This is a genomic window from Streptomyces corallincola, assembly GCF_019104725.1.
In the GTDB taxonomy this organism is placed as follows: domain Bacteria; phylum Actinomycetota; class Actinomycetes; order Streptomycetales; family Streptomycetaceae; genus Streptomyces; species Streptomyces corallincola.
The window spans coordinates 30,290-46,908 of record NZ_JAHRXF010000014.1; the positions used below are offsets into that span (position 1 = coordinate 30,290).

Consider the following 16,619-nt stretch of genomic DNA (forward strand, 5'->3'; position numbering starts at 1 on the left):
ATGGATCTTGGACTGAAGAACCGGGTGTTCGTCGTCACCGGCGCCACCCGCGGACTGGGGCACGCCGCCGCGCGGGAACTCGTCGCGGACGGCGCGAAGGTGGTCGTCTCGGGGCGGGACGAGGAGCGGGTGGCCGGGGCCGCCGCCGCGCTCGGGCCGAACGTCGTCGGGGTCGCCGTGGACAATGGCGATCCGGAGGCGGCCGGTCGGCTCGTCGCCGCCGCCCGCGAGCACTTCGGCGCGCTGCACGGGGTGCTGGTCAGCGTGGGCGGGCCGCCGCCGGGGTTCGTCGCGGACAACACGGACGAGCAGTGGCGTACGGCGTTCGAGTCGGTGTTCCTCGGCGCGGTGCGGCTCGCCCGTACGGCGGCGGCGGAGCTGGAGGACGGCGGGGTGATCGGGTTCGTGCTGTCCGGGTCGGTGCACGAGCCGATTCCGGGGCTGACGGTCTCCAACGGGCTGCGTCCGGGGCTCGCCGGGTTCGCCAAGTCCCTGGCGGACGAGCTGGGTCCGCGCGGCATCCGGGTGGTCGGGCTGCTGCCGGGCCGCATCGACACCGACCGGGTGCGGGAGCTGGACGGGCTGTCCGCCGACCCGGAGGCGACGCGCCGGGCGAGCGAGTCCCGCATCCCGCTGCGCCGTTACGGCGCCCCGGAGGAGTTCGGTCGGACGGCCGCGTTCCTGCTGTCTCCGGCCGCCTCCTATCTGACGGGCGTGATGCTGCCGGTGGACGGCGGGATGCGGCACGGGTTCTGAGGAACCGGCCCGGCCTGCGACGCGGGGCGGGAGTCAGCTGACGCGGCCCGCGCGGTGGCGTACCGTCCGCAGGCGGACCTCGGCCGGGAGGGTGGGGAGTCCGGCGGAGTCGCGGGCGTGGGCGAGGGCCCGGCCGGTGAAGCCGGTGAGGGCCGCCGCCGGGTCGGCGTCGGGTTCGAGCCGGAGCCAGGCACGGACGGCGGGCGCGGTACGGCGGCCGGTCAGCAGGGTGTCCGCGTCGGAGACGCCGTCCTGACGGTCCGTCTCCAGGGCGAGGGCGTCCTCCAGGGCCCTGCCGCGCACCACCGCGCCGTCGCCGTCGCCGGTGTCCACCAGCACGGCGGCCAGGCGGCGTCGGCGCGGTACGGAGACCAGCCACCACAGGGCGAGCAGCAGGATCACGGCGAGCACGGCGATGACGGCGGGCCACCACCATCCGGCGGCGCGCCAGTGGGTCCGCTCGGCGTGGGTGAGCAGTACGTCGTGCGGCCCGGTGTGCGGCCACCAGTGCGGGGGCGGCGCGCCGAAGCCGACGGCGAGCACCGCGCCGCCGAGGGCGAGCAGCACCAGGCCGACCAGTGCGAGCAGCACGCGGTTGACGGCTCCTCCACGCATCGGGGTCACCCCTTCCGTCCGGCCCGGCGGACCCGCACCGACAGCGCGGGGCGCCGGGCGAGTCCGAGGCCCTCGACCGCGCCGGTGAGCACGGAGTCCAGGTCGGCGCGTACGTCGGTCAGGTCGCGGAAGTGGGACACGGCCCGTACGTCCGCCTTGCGGCGCCGCATGCGTACCCGCGCCTCCTGCACGCCGGACACCTCCATCGCGCGGTCCCGCAGCACCAGCGCGGCGGCCTCGCGGCGGAGCGCGGCGCGTACCTCGGGGCGCGGGCGGCGCATGGGCAGCCAGCCGCGCAGGCCGGGGGTGAGGGCGAGGGCCAGCAGCAGCAGACCGAGGGCGGCGACGAACGCGGCACCGGCCAGGACCCGTACGTCGTCCAGGGGCCGGGCGGCAAGCTGTCGGGCGAGTTCGCGGCGCCACCACATCGCGGGGCGACCGGCGCGGACGGCGGCGACGTCGTAGAGCAGCAGTCCGGTACCGGCCAGGACGAGCAGGGCGACGACACCGGCCGGGACGCGGCGGGCGGACCAGAGGCGCCCGCTGCTCTCGGGGAGCAGGCCGGGGTCGTCGGCGCGGCCGGACTCGTACTCGGGCTCGGGGTCGCGGTCGGTGTCGCCGGGGGGGTCGGCGGGTGGTCGGGGCTGGTTCATCGGGTCCTCCCCCGCTGTGCTCCGGCCACGGGGTGCAGCCGTTCGACCTCCACGACGACCTCGGGCACGTCCATGCCGGTGAGGGCGCGGAGGCGGTCGGTGACGCGCTGCCGTACGGCGGCGCAGTGGGCGCCGATGTCGCCGGGGAAGCCGAGTTCGAGGTGGATGCGGACGCGGGCGGTGCTGTTGCGGACGAGGACGGAGGCGTGCGGGGGCGCGGCCTCGCGGGGCAGCGGGGCCAGCGCCTCGCGGGCCGCCCGCGCGGCGATCCGGGCGACGACCCGGTCCGCGATCCGGGTGGCGCCGCGTTCGCCGGGTGCCACGGGTCCGGAGGGCCGGGCGGGGGTGCCGGTGCGCGCGTTCACGGCGGTCACCGGTGCCGGTCGCGCCGGACGTCGCCGCGGGTGCGGAAGTCGCGGGTGCGGAAGAAGTCGCCGGGGTCCAGGTCGCCGTCGAGCACCCGGCCGACGACGAAGCCGACGGCGCCGAGCGCCGCCACCAGCAGGAAGGCCCCGAATCCGCCGAAGTACCCGGCGAAGCCCAGCGCCATCCCGGCGATCATGCCGATCACGGCCATGTTCATGCAGCGCTCCCAGTTGCGTCGGGCGGTCGGTGGTGTTCGGGGCGACCGGTGGTCCCGGTCGTACGGGGCAGCCGGACGGAGCAGTCGTGGCGAGCGGTCGTACGGGGCGGGTGGACGCGGTGGCGGCGCACCGGCCCTGGCCGACCGCGCGGGCCTCACTGGATGCGGGGCGCCTCGGGCTCGTCGTCCTCCTCATCGGGCAGCTTCACGTCGCTGACCGCGATGTTGACCTCCACGACTTCGAGGCCGGTCATGCGTTCGACGGCGCTGACGACGTTCTCGCGCACGTCGCGGGCCACGTCCGAGATGGAGACGCCGTAGTCCACGACGATCTCCAGGTCGAGCGCGGTCTGCACCTCTCCGACCTCCGCCTTCACACCGCGGGTCACCGACTTGGAGCTGCCACTGCCGGGCACCCGGTCGCGTACCGCGCCGAAGGTGCGGGCGAGGCCGCCGCCCATCGCGTGCACGCCGAGCACGTCACGGGCCGCCATGCCCGCGATCTTCTCCACCACGCCGTCCGCGATGGTCGTCCGGCCACGTCCGGCCGGGTCCCCCGCGCCGCGCCGGGTGGGCTTGCGGGTGGACATCTGGGGTGCGTTGTCACCGTCTGGGGTCGTCGTCATCTCGGTCATCGCCGTACGTCCCTCTCGGTAGTGGTTCCTCAACCACCGTAAGCACGGATGCGCGGTTTCGCGCCGGGGACCAGGCTGGAGGTATGACGGCGGACGGGCTGACGCGTGCGGTGCGGGAGCAGATCGGGCTGGGGCGGCTGCTGCCGCTCGGCGGACCCCTGGACGGGGCGTGGATCACGGAGGCGGCGGCCGGTGCGGTCCTGGCGGGCGCGGTCGCCCGCGAGGTGCCCGGGGTTCGGCTGACCGGGGTGCCGCGGGTGGCGCTGGCCGATCCGGAGCGGGCCGGTGATCCGGTCGTACCGCCGCCTCCGGGTGCGGTGTCGCCGGGTCCGCTGCGGGTCTCGGCGGGTTTCGCGGCGGGTGGCGGCGAACCGCTGACGGCGGTGGCGGGCCGACTGCGGGCGGTGCTGGTGACGGCGGCGGAGCGGCTGGGGCTGCGGGTCGCGGAGACCGACCTGAGGGTGACCGACCTGCTGGACGGGCCGCCGGGCGCGGCCGAGCCGGTCCGGGCGCCGCGTCCGCCGGACGCGCGCCCGGCCTCGGACCCGGACGAGTCCCGCGCGGTGGCGGCCGCGCTGGCCATGCCGGGTACGGCCCGGCTCACCGGCTCGCTGGGCGGGCGCGGCCGGGGTGTGCGCATCGACGACCGGGCGGACGGGGGCACCCTGCCGCGTCGGCACGTGCGGGTGGAGCTGGCGACGGTCTCCGGCCACCGGGCCGTGGACGTGGCCCGGGGGGTACGGGCCGCGGTGCGGGACGCGCTGGACCATCCGACGGTCGCGGTGCTGGTGACGGCGGTGGACGAGGAGGCACCCGTCCCGCCGACGTCGGCCGTGCCGTGACCGTCGGTTCACACCGTCCGGCGGAGGCGCGCGCGACGGCGCGGGTACGGGACCGTGTCCGCGCGCGTCCCTGTCGGCTCGGTCGTCATCGGCGTCCCGGACCTCCGGGCGGGGTACGGCTTCAGTCCCCCAGGCCCGCGAGGTCGCGGAAGCGGCGGCCCTGGGCGGCGCGCTCGGCGGCGCGCTGCTCGTCGTAGGTGCGGGCGGTGGCGCCGCGCAAGAGGGCCTTGGTCTCGGTGACGGCGTCGCGGGGGGCGGCGAGGAGGGCGGCGGCGAGGTCGCGGGCGGTGGCGTCGAGGTCACCGGCGGGGACGGCGAGGTTGGCGAGGCCGGAGCTGACGGCCTCCTCGGCGCCGACGAAGCGTCCGGTGGCGCAGATCTCCAGCGCGCGGGCGTAGCCGACGAGTCCGACGAGCGGGTGGGTCCCGGCGAGGTCGGGGACGATACCGAGGGCGGTCTCGCGCATGGCGAACTGCACGTCGTCCGCGACGACGCGCAGGTCACAGGCGAGGGCGAGCTGGAATCCGGCGCCGATGGCATGCCCCTGCACGGCGGCCACGGAGACGATGTCGGTCCGTCGCCACCAGGTGAACGCGTCCTGGAACCCGGCGATGGTCGCGTCGAGGTCGGCCGCGTCGCGGCGCGCGAGATCGGTGAAGGTCGGCTCGCCCGGAATCCCCTCGGGGGTGAACATCCGGCGGTCGAGCCCGGCGGAGAAGGACTGTCCCTCGGCACGCAGCAGCACGACCCGGACGGAGCCCGGCAGCAGCCGGCCGGCCTCGGTGAGCGTCCGCCACAGGGCGGGGCTCTGCGCGTTGCGCTTGGCCGCGTTGGTCAGCGTCACCGTGGCGAGGGTGTCGTCCACGGTGAGCCGTACGCCGTCCTGGTCGAGTACGGCGGTGAGGTCCTGGTCGGGCGTGGCCATGCGGCGCCTCCGGGGGTGCGGTCAGTGGCGCGTGCCGTGGCGGCGCGCCAAGTGACTGCACAGTAACCACCCGGTCGGTCGTACGAACGGCCGGGTGGCCACCGGTGGGACCGATGGCCCGCCCGGGGTCAGGACGTTTCGGCCTTCTTGCCCCTGGTCGCTCCGCCACGCCCACGGAGCGTGACGCCCGACTCACTGAGCATCCGGTGCACGAAGCCATACGAGCGGCCGGTCTCCTCGGCCAGCGCCCGGATGCTCGCACCGGAGTCGTACTTCTTCTTCAGGTCTGCCGCGAGCTTGTCGCGCGCGGCGCCGGTCACCCGGCTGCCCTTCTTCAGAGTCTCGGCCACCCGTGCCTCCTCATGGGAAGTGCGCTCTGGTCTCCTCATGATCACCCCTCCGGGGCGCGATGGCCACCCATTCGGCAAGGTCCGTGGGACATCGTCGTGACGACAGGAGGGGTTGCGCACATCCGGAACGGGCCATTCCACCTTCGGGTGTCCGTACACCCGAACGGGTGGTTCCGCGTTGTGCCAGGTCAGGGACGCGCGACGGCCGCACCCCCGGTGAGCGGGGGTGCGGCCGTGCGGTCGATCTCCGTCGCGCCGTGACACGCCGCGGTACGAGGGGATCTCACGCAGATGGGGGATCAAGGATCGGCCGAATGATCCATGAGCGGGTGATCGTCTCCGGCCGGGCGCTCGGCCGGGGACATGGCGTCCCCGCCGGACCGTCCCGGCGGGGACGGCCGGGAGACCCGCCGGGACGGTCCGGCGGGTGCCTGGTCAGGCCAGGGCGACCAGGTCGGCGTAGTCCGCGCCCCACAGGTCCTCGACGCCGTCCGGGAGCAGGATGATCCGCTCCGGCTGGAGCGCCTCGACGGCGCCCTCGTCGTGGGTGACGAGGACGACGGCGCCCTTGTAGGTGCGCAGCGCGCCGAGGATCTCCTCGCGGCTGGCCGGGTCGAGGTTGTTGGTGGGCTCGTCCAGCAGCAGCACGTTGGCGGCGGAGACGACCAGGGTGGCCAGCGCCAGGCGGGTCTTCTCGCCGCCGGAGAGGACCCGGGCGGGCTTGTCCACGTCGTCGCCGGAGAACAGGAACGAACCGAGCACCTTGCGGACCTCCACGAGGTCCATGTCGGGCGCGGAGGACCGCATGTTCTCCAGCACCGAGCGCTCGGGGTCGAGGGTCTCGTGCTCCTGCGCGTAGTAGCCGAGCTTGAGGCCGTGGCCGGGGACGACGGAGCCGGTGTCGGGCTGCTCGACACCGCCGAGGAGGCGCAGCAGCGTGGTCTTGCCCGCGCCGTTGAGGCCGAGGATGACGACGCGCGAGCCCTTGTCGATGGCCAGATCGACGTCGGTGAAGATCTCCAGCGAGCCGTACGACTTCGACAGGCCCTCGGCGGTCAGCGGTGTACGGCCGCAGGGCGCGGGGTCGGGGAAGCGCAGCTTGGCGACCTTGTCGGACTGGCGGACGGCCTCCAGCCCGGAGAGCAGCTTGTCGGCGCGGCGAGCCATGTTCTGCGCGGCGACCGTCTTGGTGGCCTTGGCGCGCATCTTGTCGGCCTGGGAGTGCAGCGCGGCGGCCTTCTTCTCGGCGTTGGCGCGCTCGCGCTTGCGGCGCTTCTCGTCGGCCTCGCGCTGCTGCTGGTAGAGCTTCCAGCCCATGTTGTAGACGTCGATCTGGGAGCGGTTGGCGTCCAGGTAGAACACCTTGTTGACGACCGTCTCCACGAGGTCCACGTCGTGGGAGATCACGATGAAGCCGCCGCGGTAGGTCTTCAGGTAGTCCCGCAGCCAGATGATCGAGTCGGCGTCGAGGTGGTTGGTCGGTTCGTCCAGCAGCAGGGTGTCGGCGTCGGAGAACAGGATGCGGGCCAGCTCGATACGGCGGCGCTGACCGCCGGAGAGGGTGTGCAGGGGCTGGCCGAGCACCCGGTCGGGCAGGTTGAGCGCGGCGGCGATGGTGGCGGCCTCGGCCTCGGCGGAGTACCCGCCCTTGGTGAGGAACTCGGTCTCCTGGCGCTCGTACTGCTTCATCGCCTTGTCGCGAGTGCTGCCCTTGCCGTTGGCGATGCGCTCCTCGTTCTCGCGCATCTTGCGGAGCAGCACGTCGAGGCCGCGCGCGGACAGGACGCGGTCGCGGGCGAGGACGTCGAGGTCGCCGGTGCGGGGGTCCTGCGGGAGGTAGCCGACCTCGCCGGAGCGGGTGACGGTGCCGCCGGCGGGGATGCCCTCACCGGCGAGGACCTTGGTCAGCGTGGTCTTGCCGGCGCCGTTGCGGCCGACCAGGCCGATGCGGTCGCCCTTGGCGACACGGAAGGTGGCGTTCTCGATGAGGACGCGCGCACCGGCGCGCAGCTCGATACCGGAGGCGGAGATCACGGACAGACTCCTGGGCGTACGGGATTGACGGGTGGGCGGCTGAGGACGTTCCCGCCGTCTAATGCGCGAGGAGAATGGCCATGCGGGCCAGTCTAACGGGGCGGTGCAAGCGGGTTCCCCGGCCTGTGGACGACGCGGACACGGGCGGCGCGGGTGTCCGGGCGGGCGCGCGCGGGTACCCGCGCCGGGCGCGGCGGACCGGGGGCGCCGGGTCCGGCCCGTACGGGTGAACGCCCGGACCCCGGCGGACGGCGCCGGGTAGGGATGGCGCCAGGTCTCGTAGGGCCCGCGCGGCGGGCGGAAGGCGGTGGGGCGTGCAGTTCGACGACGACGCCGGTCTGGACACGTCCGAGGTGCGCGACGTGCGCGGCAGCCGGATTCCGGGCGGCCGGGCGACGGTGGGCGGCGGGCTCGTCGGGGTGGTGGGCCTGCTGCTGGCGCTGTTCCTCGGAGTGGGCCCCGACCAGCTCGGCCTGTCCTCCGGCGGGGACGAGGCGCGGCCGGACGCGTCCTCGCTGGCGCAGGTGCAGCAGTCCTGCCGGACCGGGCGGGACGCCAACACGCGCGACGACTGCCGGACGGTGGCCGTCGTCAACAGCGTGCAGGACTACTGGACGCAGGAGTTCCGCAGGCGCGACGGCGTCTACACGGCCGCGCCGACGGTCCTCTTCAGCGACCGGGTGGGCACCGCGTGCGGGACGGCCACCTCGGCGGTCGGCCCGTTCTACTGCCCCGGTGACCGGCGGGTCTATCTCGACCTGGGGTTCTTCGACGAGTTGCGGACCAAGTTCGGGGCGACCGGCGGCCCGTTCGCGCAGGCGTACGTGGTGGCGCACGAGTACGGCCACCACGTGCAGGACCTGACCGGTGTGCTGAAGCGCTCGCAGGACGGGCGCACCGGCGCCGACAGCGGCTCGGTGCGCACGGAGTTACAGGCCGACTGCTACGCGGGCGTGTGGGCGCACCACGCGACGACCACCCCGGACGAATCGACGGGCCGCCCGCTGATCACCAGCCTGACGGCGGCCGACATCGAGGACGGCCTGGACGCGGCGGCGGCCGTGGGCGACGACCGCATCCAGGAGCGGTTCCAGGGCCGGGTGACGCCGGAGACCTGGACGCACGGGTCGGCGCAGCAGCGCCGTCAGTGGTTCGACCAGGGGTACCGCACCGGGGACATGGGCCGCTGCGACACGTTCCGCTGAGCCGCCCCGACCGCTCACCCCGACCGCTCGCACGGGCCGTTGTCAGTGGCGGCTGCCACACTCGGGGAAACGGGACGAACCGGTGCGGAACCGGTCCACGAGGGAGTGATCGGCATGGCGGGTAACGGTGGACGGCCGAGCGTGTGTCCGACGCTGCTGTACACGGACGCGAGGGCGGCGATCACGCAGCTCACGGAGGGGCTGGGCTTCACCGCGACGGCGGTGTACGAGACGGCGGACGGCGGCGCCGTGATGCACGCCGAACTGGTGCAGGGCCGGGGCGCAGTGATGCTCGGTTCGAAGGGGCGGGGCGGTCTGTTCGACTCGGTGATGAAGGGCGCGGGCCCCTGTGGGGTGTACGTGGTCGTGACCGACGTGGACGCGCATCACCGGCGGGCCGTGGAGCACGGCGTGGAGATCCTGATGGAGCCGACCGACCAGGACTACGGCTCGCGGGACTACCTGGCCCGCGATCTGGAGGGCAACGTGTGGAGCTTCGGGACGTACGCGCCGGAGATCGGGGGCGGGGAGGCGTAGGCGGCCGGTGCGGGGCCGGACGGGCCGGGCCGAACGGGACGGGGACGGGGCTGAACGGGACGGGCCGCGAGGGGGCCCGGTGGTCCCGTCGGGTCAGCCTCCGGTGTGGACCTGGAAGGCGGCTCTGCGGACCGCCTTGGCGAGTGCCGGGTCGGGGTGGGCGGCGGCGAGGGCGACCAGCACCTGCACGGTGCGGGGATGGCCCACGGCCCGGACCTCGTCCAGCAGCATCGGCACGGTGGGCTGCACCGCGGCCTCCAGGTGCCGGACGAGCATCTCGGCCTCGCCGTGGTCCGCGACGGCGGCGGCGGTGTCCACCCAGAGCCAGGTGGCCTCCTCGCGGGTGAGGACCTCGTGGGCGTCCTCGGGGTCGATCCCGTCGTGCTCCGCGAGCCAGAGCAGCGCGTAGGGGCGCAGGGCGGGTTCGTCCACCACGGCGCGCACATCGGGTTCGGCGGGGGCGCCGACGACGCGCAGCGCCTCGAAGGCGAGGCCGCGCAGCAGGGCGTCCTCGCCGCGGGCGCCGTCGAGGAGTTCGGTGACGGCCCTGCCGACGGGGCGGGCGGCGAGCCAGGCGCGGTATTCGTCGCGGGCCGCCTTGGGGCGGAGCTGGGCGCAGCCGCGCAGCATGTCCTCGGCGGACTGCTCGATGTTTCCGGCCGGGCTCTGCGCGGCGACGCAGATCTGCTCCAGCTTGACCCACACCGCCCAGCTGCCGAGGGGGGTGAGGGTGGCGTGGCCGTCGGCGCGGGTGAGGGCGCCGACCGAGGCGAGGGCGTCGAGGGCCCAGTCGAGCAGCGGGGGGAGCGGGGTCTCGGTGTCCCCGGCGGGGGCCGGTGCGGCGGGCGGGGCCTCCGGGGTCGCGGCGGCGCCGTCGGGGGCGTAGGAGACCTCGCAGCGTTCGGTGCGCAGTTCGGTGACCCGCTGCTGGAGCAGGTCGAGCAGCTGCTCGACCGGGACGGGACCGGCGGAGAGCTGGAGGAAGGAGAGCACCTGGGGCATCGCGGAGACGACCTCGGCGACGGCGCCGGGTTCCTGGTCCGCGGGTTCCGGGCTGGCCAGCGACCAGGCGTCGAACAGGGCGACCCAGCCGCGCAGTACGGCGCTGTCGTCACGGTCCCAGGCGCGCAGACGCCAGCCGGGGCGGGCGTTGTCCCCGTGCACCTCGACCAGTCCGGCGAGGCGGGCGGTGTCCCACTCGGCGCGGATCTCGGGGCCGCTCAGGCCGAGGTCGGCGGCGGCCAGGCGGGTGGTGGCCTCGGACAGGGTGGCCTTGCCGTCGGCGGTGGCGCCGTCGCTGCCGGGGCCGAGGGCTGCGTCGGCCCAGCGGGCGACACGGACCGCACCGGCCAGACCGGCGCGCGCCGTCGCGGCCAGCTCGGCCCGGGCCGGGGTGCCCTCCGGCGGGCGGGGGGCGGGGCGGCGCGTGGGCCGCTGGTTCACAGCGGAGGGGGCGGCGGCCAGGGGTCGGGGTCGGACGAGTCGAAGCCTGGAGTCGCGCGGGATACGGGACGTCACGAGTGCAGTCTTCCGGTTGACGGTCCGAAAACCCAAACGGAATGTCACGGGCGGCGACGGGACTGGCCAACGCACGGGCGCCCGTGGGGTGCGCAAAGGGGGCGCAGGGGGCGCTTACGGGGGCGTATCCCCGGTTGCGGGGGCGTTGGGGGCAGGGAGGACGTTCGGGAGAGCGCTCGCACGTCTGTGCAGAGGGCCGTAAACGGAACCTCCGGAAGCGGATCTTCCGCCCCTCTCCCCCGGTGGCGGCGGGAGAGGGACGGAAAGGGGCGGAAGGGCGAGGAAGGGCGCCGATCGAGGCGGGCGGCGGCGGTAGGGGCCCGTGCGGCTCAGAGCAGCGGGACCAGGAAGCGCCGCAGGTGTTCCTCGTACTCCGCCGGGTCCGCGTTCCACATGGCCGCGTGCGGGGCGCCGGGTACGGCGCGCAGGGAGACCAGGTCGGGACGGCGGGCGGCCAGGCGGCGCGAGGCGTTCCAGGGGGCGACCGTGTCGTCCGGGCCGTGCATGATCAGCGTCGGCACGGCGAGGCGGCCGGAGCCCGCGTCCGGGTCGGGGTCCAGGTCGGCCCGGCCCTCCACGGCGCGGACCGCGAGCGGCAGCAGCGGGCGCGGGATGTGCCGGGCACCGGCGAGGGCACGCACGGTGGCCTGCCAGTCGAGCACCGGCGAGTCCAGGACCAGTCCGGCGACCCGGTCGCGCACCGGGGACTTCGCGGCGGCCCGCAGGCACATGGTGGCGCCGGTGGACCAGCCGAGCAGGACGAGGCGCCGGGCGCCGTAGCGGACGGCGTAGCGCATCGCCGCGTCCACGTCCCGCCACTCGGTCTCGCCGAGGTGACTGATGCCGTCGGGCCGGGGCGGGGCGCCGAGGTCGCCCCGGTGGGCGGGGGCGAGCACGGGGACGCCCTTGCGGTGCAGGAACTCCATGAGGTTCATGGAGTGCTCGCGGGTGGCGCCGAGGCCGTGCACCGCGATCAGCCAGGTGTCACGGCCGCCGGGCAGGAACCAGGCGGGCAGCGGCCCGAGTTCGCCGGGCACGTCGATGTCGGCGTGGTCGAGACCGAGGGCGCTCTTCGGGTCCCCGACGTGGAGGTTGGGGGTGAGCCAGGCCGAGTCGCCCGGCTCGAAGGTGCCGTGGGTGAGGCCGCGCAGGCGGCGCGCCACGGTGTCGGGGGCGTGCAGGTCGGTGTTGAGCACCGGTCCGACGATCGCGTGGGAGCCGTGCCCGGCCAGGCCGTAGACGCCGGGGCGCAGCGAGGCGAGGTCGCGGGTGAGGGTGATGCGCTCCCCCGCCACCATGTCGTGCACGGTGAGCCGGGGTTCGGTGGGCAGCGGACGGCCCGGCGGGGCTTTCAGCGCGGCGTCGCCGGCCAGCCGTCCGACGGCCACGGAGGCCGCCCCGGCGGCCAGCATCGCGGTGAGCGCGGCGGCGGTGGCTCTGACGGTACGCACGGGACCAGTGTCACGGGGCGCGGCGCCACCGGCCAGCGGAGCGGGCACCCGGTGCACGGGGCGGGCGCCCGGCCGGGGACGCGGACGGCGGAGTGGGTCCAGGAGCGGGCGGGGGTCGGGGACGCGGGGCGGCGGGTTCTGCCGCATGACACGCATGGGGTCACCTCCGGTGGCCGTACCCCCGTGAACGTGCCCCGGCTTCGGCCATCCGTGCCTCGGTCGCCAGGGCGGGTGTGCGGCCGGGCACGGAGGCCGCCGCCGACCCCCGCCGCACCTCGCCGACCACGAGTCCGTCCACGAGTCCGTCCGCGACCGTGCGCCGCGCGGCGGCCACCACCGCCGCCCAGGTCCCCGCCCACCGCTCCCGGTCCGCGCGGAGGTCCGTACCGCCGCCGGTACCGCCATCCGCACCGCCGTCCGTGCCGGGGCGGCCTGCGGACAACCCGCGCCTCGGTGGCCGTAAACCTCCCGGGGCTGCACCGGGCGGGTGAACCCGCCGGTGCGATCAGCCGATGAGCGGGGCCCTCTCGGCCGTCCGGCGTTGACTGGTCCCCCTCGCCCGCCGGGACGGCCGCCGCTCGCGGGACGCTTCCCCGGCGGCGGGACCCCGTTGCACCGACCGACCAGGGGGACGCATGGCCCGTGACCGCACACCCTTCCGCTCCCGCCGCCGCGCGGCCCTCCTCGCCGCGCTCGGTTCCGCGCTCGCCCTCACCGGCGCCCAGCCCGCCGCGGGCACCGGCGGCCCGCCGTCCGCGGCGGCCGGTCAACTGCGCGGGCACGACGTGTCCTCGCACCAGAAGCACGTGGACTGGTCGTCGGCGCGCGCGGACGGCGCCCGGTTCACCTACGTCAAGGCGACCGAGTCCACCGGCTACCGCAACCCCTACTTCCGGCGGCAGTACGACGGCGCCCGCGCGGCGGGGCTGGTCCGGGGCGCCTACCACTTCGCCCGGCCGGACCGCTCCTCCGGCGCCGAGCAGGCCGAGTTCTTCGTCCGCAACGGCGGGGACTGGCGGGCGGACGGCTGGACGCTGCCCCCGGCGCTGGACATCGAATACAACCCGTACGACGCCAAGCGGCGCTGCTACGGGCTGAGCGCGCGCCGGATGACGGAGTGGGTGCGGTCGTTCAGCGACGCCGTGCGCCGGGCGACCGGGCGGCGGCCCGTCGTCTACACGACCGCGCAGTGGTGGCGGCAGTGCACCGGCGACAGCCGCGCGTTCGCCGCCGACCACCCGCTGTGGATCGCCCGGCACGGCACGTCGGGGCCGGGCGCGCTGCCCGGCGGCTGGCCGGACTGGACGTTCTGGCAGTACGGCGTCCGGGGCGGTCTGCCGGGTGACCAGAATCTCTTCCACGGGTCGCAGAGCCGCCTCAAGGCGTTCGCGCGGGGCCGTTAGCCAAGGGGCGTCAGGGGCGCCGGGTCCGGGGTGGTCCCCGAGCCACCTCCGGGCCCGGTCACAGGCACCCACACGCCCCTCTCAGTTCACCTTCCGTTCACCCAGGTTGCCTACGTTCCAACCGCCAATGACTTCGAACGATTGCCTGGGTAAATGGAAAACTTCTCGCTGATCCTCGCGATCGTGGTCGTCACCGCGCTCGCGTTCGATTTCACGAACGGTTTTCACGACACCGCCAACGCGATGGCCACGACCATCTCGACCGGTGCCCTCAAGCCCAAGGTCGCGGTGGCCATGTCCGCCGCGCTCAACCTGGTGGGCGCTTTCCTCTCCGTGGAGGTCGCCAACACGATCTCCAAGGGGCTCGTCGATGAGACCGGCATCCGTCCCGAGGTCATCTTCGCGGCGCTGGTCGGCGCGATCCTCTGGAACCTGCTGACCTGGCTGGTGGGTCTGCCCTCCAGTTCCTCGCACGCCCTGATGGGCGGTCTCATCGGTGCCACCGTCGCCTCCGCCGGTTTCGGCGCGGTCCACGGCGACGTGCTCGTCACCAAGGTGCTGCTGCCCGCGGTCGCCGCGCCCGTCGTCGCCGGGCTCGCGGCGATGCTCTCGACCCGGCTGTCCTACGGCGTCGCCAAGGACACCGAGGCCGCGGCCACCCGCAAGGGCTTCCGCGCCGGGCAGGTGGCCTCGGCCGGTCTGGTCTCGCTCGCGCACGGCACCAACGACGCGCAGAAGACGATGGGCGTCATCACGCTGGCGCTGATCGCGGGCGGGGTCATCTCCCCCGGCTCCAACCCTCCCACCTGGGTGATCCTCTCGGCCGGTCTGGCCATCGCGCTCGGCACCTACATCGGCGGCTGGCGCATCATCCGCACGATGGGCACGGGCCTGACCGACCTCTCCACCCGGCAGGGCTTCGCCGCCCAGACCAGCGCGGCGACCGCCATCCTGGCCTCCTCGCACCTCGGTTTCTCGCTCTCCACCACGCATGTCGTCTCCGGCTCGGTGATGGGCGCGGGCCTCGGCCGCAAGGGCGGGGTGGTCCGCTGGTCCACCGCGACCCGGATGACCGTCGCCTGGGTGCTCACCCTCCCGGCCGCCGCGCTGGTCGGCGCGGGCGCGGAGAAGGTCACCGGCCTCGGTGACTGGGGCACCGCGCTGGTGGCCGTGTTCCTGGTCGCCGCGTCCTTCGGGATCTGGAAGCTCTCCCGCCGCGAGGTCGTGGACAGCACCAACGTGATCGCGCCGCCCACCGCCGGGGAACCGGCCGGGGTGGTCACCACCGCGATGGCCGCCGTGGTCCGGCCCCCGGCCGGTCCGGCCGCCGCCGACTCCCCGGGCTCCCCCGGATCCGGCTTCCCGGAGCAGGCCACCGGCCCGGTGACCGCCCGCAGCACGGCGGCCAAGCCGCCCGCCGCCACCGTCTGACCCCCGAGCACCGGTAACCGAAGGAAACATCCCCATGAAGATCGACTGGGCGGCCATCGGCTCCGTCTTCGGCGTCAGCCTCGGTGCCACCGTGGCCCTGGTGGTCCTGTTCACCCTGGGAGTGGGCGGCCTCGCCCGCCGCGAGAGGGCGGCGGCCCAGGGCGGCTCCGCCGGGCTCGCCGTGACCGGCGCGTACCTCTGCTTCGCCGCCTGCGCGGCGGCGGTGGGCTACGGCATCCTCCTGATCGTCTCCAAGAGCTGAGCCGCCGTACCGCCACAGGTACGGGGGGCACGTCCCCCGAGGGGTTCCCCGTGAGGGCCCCCGCCCGTCCCACCGGACCGGGCGGGGGCCCTCATGTCCGTGTCCCGTCCGTCCCGGTGTGGGGCTCGGCACACTCTCCCGGCGCAGGTCACGGGCGAGTTGACGGGTCTTCCGGGGCCGTGGTGGACTGCCGGGGCCAAGGAGGCGGCAGAAGAGGAAGCCGGTGCGAATCCGGCGCGGTCCCGCCACTGTCACCGGGAGAACCCTCCCGGGAGCCAGGAACTCTCGCCGCCCGTCTCGTCGAACCAGGGCGTGGACACCCTGAGTGAGGACATGTCGCCATGCCCGGACACCGTTCCCGGTCCTGTATGAGAGCCCTCCCCGCGACGCCCGTCGGCTGACCCGATGGGTGCCGATCGCTCCTACGCGTACGGCGCCGCCGCCGGTGTCCTCGGTGATCTGCTGCTCGGCGATCCCCGCCGGGGGCATCCCGTCGCCATGTTCGGACGCGCCGCCGCGCGCGCCGAGCGTGCGCTGTGGCACGACCACCGGGGCTGGGGCGCGCTGTTCACCACCGTCTGCGCCTCGGCCGCCGTCGCGCTCGGCGCCGCCGCCGACCGTGCCGTACGGCGTTCTCCGGGCGCCCGTGCCGCGCTGACCGCCGGTGCCGTGTGGGCCGTGCTCGGCGGGACCTCGCTGGCCCGCGAGGCGACCGCGATCGGGCGGTCCCTGACCGCCGGTGACCTGGTCGCGGCGCGGGCCCGGCTGCCGCATCTGTGCGGCCGGGACCCCGAGGCGCTGGACGCCGACGGGATCGCCCGCGCGGTCGTCGAGTCGGTCGCGGAGAACACCTCGGACGCCGTGGTGGGCGCGCTGGTGTGGGGCGCGGTGGCGGGGGTGCCGGGGCTGCTGGGCTTCCGGGCGGTGAACACCCTGGACGCGATGGTGGGTCACCGTTCGCCCCGGCTGCGCCGGTTCGGCTGGGCGTCGGCCCGGCTGGACGACGTGGCGGGCTGGCCGGGGGCGCGGCTGACCGCCGTACTGGCCGTGTGCGCCGGGGGCGATCCGCGCGGGAGCTTGCGCGCCTGGCGGGCCGACGCGGGCCGCCATCCGAGCCCCAACGCCGGTCCGGTGGAAGCCGCGTTCGCGGGCGCGCTCGGCGTCCGCCTGGGCGGGACGCTCTCCTACGGCGGCCGGGTCGAGCACCGTCCGATCCTGAACGGCGCGGCGGGCCGCGCCGTCGCCGTCGCCGACATCGGCCGCGCGGTACGGCTGTCCCGCCGCGTCGGCCTGCTCGCGCTCGGCGTCACGGTGGCCGCGCGGCGGGTCGTGGTCGTGCGGGGGCGCGGGAAGTGAAGGGGGCGGACATGGCCGGAGGGGCGTGCGTGATCGGGGCGGCAGTTGTGCCGGAGGGGGCGG

At 75.2% G+C, this 16,619-nt stretch carries 19 protein-coding genes and 1 riboswitch; of the genes, 8 read left to right on the forward strand and 11 right to left on the reverse strand.

Annotated features, from left to right (window positions below; translation table 11 throughout):
- Positions 1-756 (forward strand): SDR family oxidoreductase, encoded by a 756-nt coding sequence (locus KUM39_RS12075; protein ID WP_217785558.1) that lies wholly within the window; start codon positions 1-3, stop codon positions 754-756.
- Positions 757-789: 33 nt separating this feature from the next.
- Here the strand turns inward: KUM39_RS12075 and amaP are convergent, their stop codons facing one another.
- The 5 genes from amaP to KUM39_RS12100 all read right to left on the reverse strand — a co-directional run bounded on the left by amaP (position 790) and on the right by KUM39_RS12100 (position 3,242).
- Positions 790-1,371 (reverse strand): alkaline shock response membrane anchor protein AmaP, encoded by a 582-nt coding sequence (gene amaP, locus KUM39_RS12080; protein WP_217785559.1) that lies wholly within the window; start codon positions 1,369-1,371, stop codon positions 790-792.
- A 5-nt stretch (positions 1,372-1,376) separates the two neighbouring features.
- On the reverse strand, positions 1,377-2,024 hold the full coding sequence (locus KUM39_RS12085) for a DUF6286 domain-containing protein (RefSeq protein WP_246619999.1): 648 nt from the start codon (positions 2,022-2,024) through the stop codon (positions 1,377-1,379).
- Positions 2,021-2,398, reverse strand: a complete 378-nt coding sequence (locus KUM39_RS12090) for a hypothetical protein (protein ID WP_372455745.1) — start codon at positions 2,396-2,398, stop codon at positions 2,021-2,023. Before KUM39_RS12090 ends, KUM39_RS12085 begins: the two co-directional genes overlap by 4 nt.
- Positions 2,395-2,607, reverse strand: coding sequence for a hypothetical protein (locus KUM39_RS12095; RefSeq protein WP_217785561.1), 213 nt, complete (start codon positions 2,605-2,607; stop codon positions 2,395-2,397). Before KUM39_RS12095 ends, KUM39_RS12090 begins: the two co-directional genes overlap by 4 nt.
- A gap of 155 nt (positions 2,608-2,762) precedes the next feature.
- Entirely contained in the window at positions 2,763-3,242 is a 480-nt protein-coding gene (locus KUM39_RS12100; protein ID WP_217785562.1) for an Asp23/Gls24 family envelope stress response protein, read from the reverse strand.
- Positions 3,243-3,325: 83 nt separating this feature from the next.
- Between KUM39_RS12100 and KUM39_RS12105 the strand changes: the two genes are divergently transcribed.
- On the forward strand, positions 3,326-4,084 hold the full coding sequence (locus KUM39_RS12105; protein WP_217785563.1) for a nucleopolyhedrovirus P10 family protein: 759 nt from the start codon (positions 3,326-3,328) through the stop codon (positions 4,082-4,084).
- A 121-nt stretch (positions 4,085-4,205) separates the two neighbouring features.
- Here the strand turns inward: KUM39_RS12105 and KUM39_RS12110 are convergent, their stop codons facing one another.
- The 3 genes from KUM39_RS12110 to KUM39_RS12120 all read right to left on the reverse strand — a co-directional run bounded on the left by KUM39_RS12110 (position 4,206) and on the right by KUM39_RS12120 (position 7,393).
- Positions 4,206-5,009: an enoyl-CoA hydratase/isomerase family protein gene (locus KUM39_RS12110; RefSeq protein ID WP_217785564.1), complete on the reverse strand. Its 804-nt coding sequence runs from the start codon at positions 5,007-5,009 to the stop codon at positions 4,206-4,208.
- Between the two features lie 128 nt (positions 5,010-5,137).
- Positions 5,138-5,359 carry a helix-turn-helix domain-containing protein gene (locus tag KUM39_RS12115; RefSeq protein ID WP_217785565.1) on the reverse strand — a complete coding sequence of 74 codons (222 nt, stop codon included), beginning with the start codon at positions 5,357-5,359 and terminating at the stop codon, positions 5,138-5,140.
- A 435-nt stretch (positions 5,360-5,794) separates the two neighbouring features.
- Positions 5,795-7,393, reverse strand: coding sequence for an ABC-F family ATP-binding cassette domain-containing protein (locus tag KUM39_RS12120; protein WP_217785566.1), 1,599 nt, complete (start codon positions 7,391-7,393; stop codon positions 5,795-5,797).
- A 314-nt stretch (positions 7,394-7,707) separates the two neighbouring features.
- On the opposite strand from KUM39_RS12120, the gene ypfJ reads away from it, so the two are divergent.
- Positions 7,708-8,598, forward strand: a complete 891-nt coding sequence (gene ypfJ / locus KUM39_RS12125) for a KPN_02809 family neutral zinc metallopeptidase (RefSeq protein ID WP_217785567.1) — start codon at positions 7,708-7,710, stop codon at positions 8,596-8,598.
- A 114-nt stretch (positions 8,599-8,712) separates the two neighbouring features.
- On the forward strand, positions 8,713-9,135 hold the full coding sequence (locus tag KUM39_RS12130) for a VOC family protein (protein WP_217785568.1): 423 nt from the start codon (positions 8,713-8,715) through the stop codon (positions 9,133-9,135).
- A 93-nt stretch (positions 9,136-9,228) separates the two neighbouring features.
- Here KUM39_RS12130 and KUM39_RS12135 read toward each other — a convergent pair whose 3' ends face one another.
- The 3 genes from KUM39_RS12135 to KUM39_RS12145 all read right to left on the reverse strand — a co-directional run bounded on the left by KUM39_RS12135 (position 9,229) and on the right by KUM39_RS12145 (position 12,546).
- Positions 9,229-10,653: a hypothetical protein gene (locus tag KUM39_RS12135; protein WP_217785569.1), complete on the reverse strand. Its 1,425-nt coding sequence runs from the start codon at positions 10,651-10,653 to the stop codon at positions 9,229-9,231.
- Between the two features lie 329 nt (positions 10,654-10,982).
- Positions 10,983-12,104, reverse strand: coding sequence for an alpha/beta hydrolase (locus KUM39_RS12140; protein WP_217785570.1), 1,122 nt, complete (start codon positions 12,102-12,104; stop codon positions 10,983-10,985).
- A gap of 160 nt (positions 12,105-12,264) precedes the next feature.
- Positions 12,265-12,546, reverse strand: a complete 282-nt coding sequence (locus KUM39_RS12145) for a hypothetical protein (protein ID WP_217785571.1) — start codon at positions 12,544-12,546, stop codon at positions 12,265-12,267.
- A gap of 193 nt (positions 12,547-12,739) precedes the next feature.
- Here KUM39_RS12145 and KUM39_RS12150 point away from each other — a divergent pair, with 193 nt between their 5' ends.
- From KUM39_RS12150 to KUM39_RS12165, 4 genes are all read left to right on the forward strand, one after another.
- On the forward strand, positions 12,740-13,507 hold the full coding sequence (locus KUM39_RS12150) for a lysozyme (RefSeq protein ID WP_217785572.1): 768 nt from the start codon (positions 12,740-12,742) through the stop codon (positions 13,505-13,507).
- A gap of 153 nt (positions 13,508-13,660) precedes the next feature.
- Positions 13,661-14,938: an inorganic phosphate transporter gene (locus tag KUM39_RS12155; protein ID WP_217785573.1), complete on the forward strand. Its 1,278-nt coding sequence runs from the start codon at positions 13,661-13,663 to the stop codon at positions 14,936-14,938.
- A gap of 34 nt (positions 14,939-14,972) precedes the next feature.
- Positions 14,973-15,200: a hypothetical protein gene (locus KUM39_RS12160; RefSeq protein WP_217785574.1), complete on the forward strand. Its 228-nt coding sequence runs from the start codon at positions 14,973-14,975 to the stop codon at positions 15,198-15,200.
- Positions 15,201-15,355: 155 nt separating this feature from the next.
- A riboswitch (cobalamin riboswitch) is annotated at positions 15,356-15,487 on the forward strand.
- A gap of 118 nt (positions 15,488-15,605) precedes the next feature.
- On the forward strand, positions 15,606-16,556 hold the full coding sequence (locus tag KUM39_RS12165; protein WP_217785575.1) for a cobalamin biosynthesis protein: 951 nt from the start codon (positions 15,606-15,608) through the stop codon (positions 16,554-16,556).
- Positions 16,557-16,619: the final 63 nt, after the last annotated feature.

What these genes read in the sequence shown, in the direction of transcription:
- KUM39_RS12075 (WP_217785558.1), top strand. Translation starts at nt 1, where the DNA reads ATGGATCTTGGACTGAAGAACCGGGTGTTCGTCGTCACCGGCGCCACC.
- amaP (WP_217785559.1), bottom strand. Translation starts at nt 1,371, where the DNA reads ATGCGTGGAGGAGCCGTCAACCGCGTGCTGCTCGCACTGGTCGGCCTG.
- KUM39_RS12085 (WP_246619999.1), bottom strand. Translation starts at nt 2,024, where the DNA reads ATGAACCAGCCCCGACCACCCGCCGACCCCCCCGGCGACACCGACCGC.
- KUM39_RS12095 (WP_217785561.1), bottom strand. Translation starts at nt 2,607, where the DNA reads ATGAACATGGCCGTGATCGGCATGATCGCCGGGATGGCGCTGGGCTTC.
- KUM39_RS12100 (WP_217785562.1), bottom strand. Translation starts at nt 3,242, where the DNA reads ATGACCGAGATGACGACGACCCCAGACGGTGACAACGCACCCCAGATG.
- KUM39_RS12105 (WP_217785563.1), top strand. Translation starts at nt 3,326, where the DNA reads ATGACGGCGGACGGGCTGACGCGTGCGGTGCGGGAGCAGATCGGGCTG.
- KUM39_RS12110 (WP_217785564.1), bottom strand. Translation starts at nt 5,009, where the DNA reads ATGGCCACGCCCGACCAGGACCTCACCGCCGTACTCGACCAGGACGGC.
- KUM39_RS12130 (WP_217785568.1), top strand. Translation starts at nt 8,713, where the DNA reads ATGGCGGGTAACGGTGGACGGCCGAGCGTGTGTCCGACGCTGCTGTAC.
- KUM39_RS12150 (WP_217785572.1), top strand. Translation starts at nt 12,740, where the DNA reads ATGGCCCGTGACCGCACACCCTTCCGCTCCCGCCGCCGCGCGGCCCTC.
- KUM39_RS12155 (WP_217785573.1), top strand. Translation starts at nt 13,661, where the DNA reads ATGGAAAACTTCTCGCTGATCCTCGCGATCGTGGTCGTCACCGCGCTC.
- KUM39_RS12160 (WP_217785574.1), top strand. Translation starts at nt 14,973, where the DNA reads ATGAAGATCGACTGGGCGGCCATCGGCTCCGTCTTCGGCGTCAGCCTC.
- KUM39_RS12165 (WP_217785575.1), top strand. Translation starts at nt 15,606, where the DNA reads ATGGGTGCCGATCGCTCCTACGCGTACGGCGCCGCCGCCGGTGTCCTC.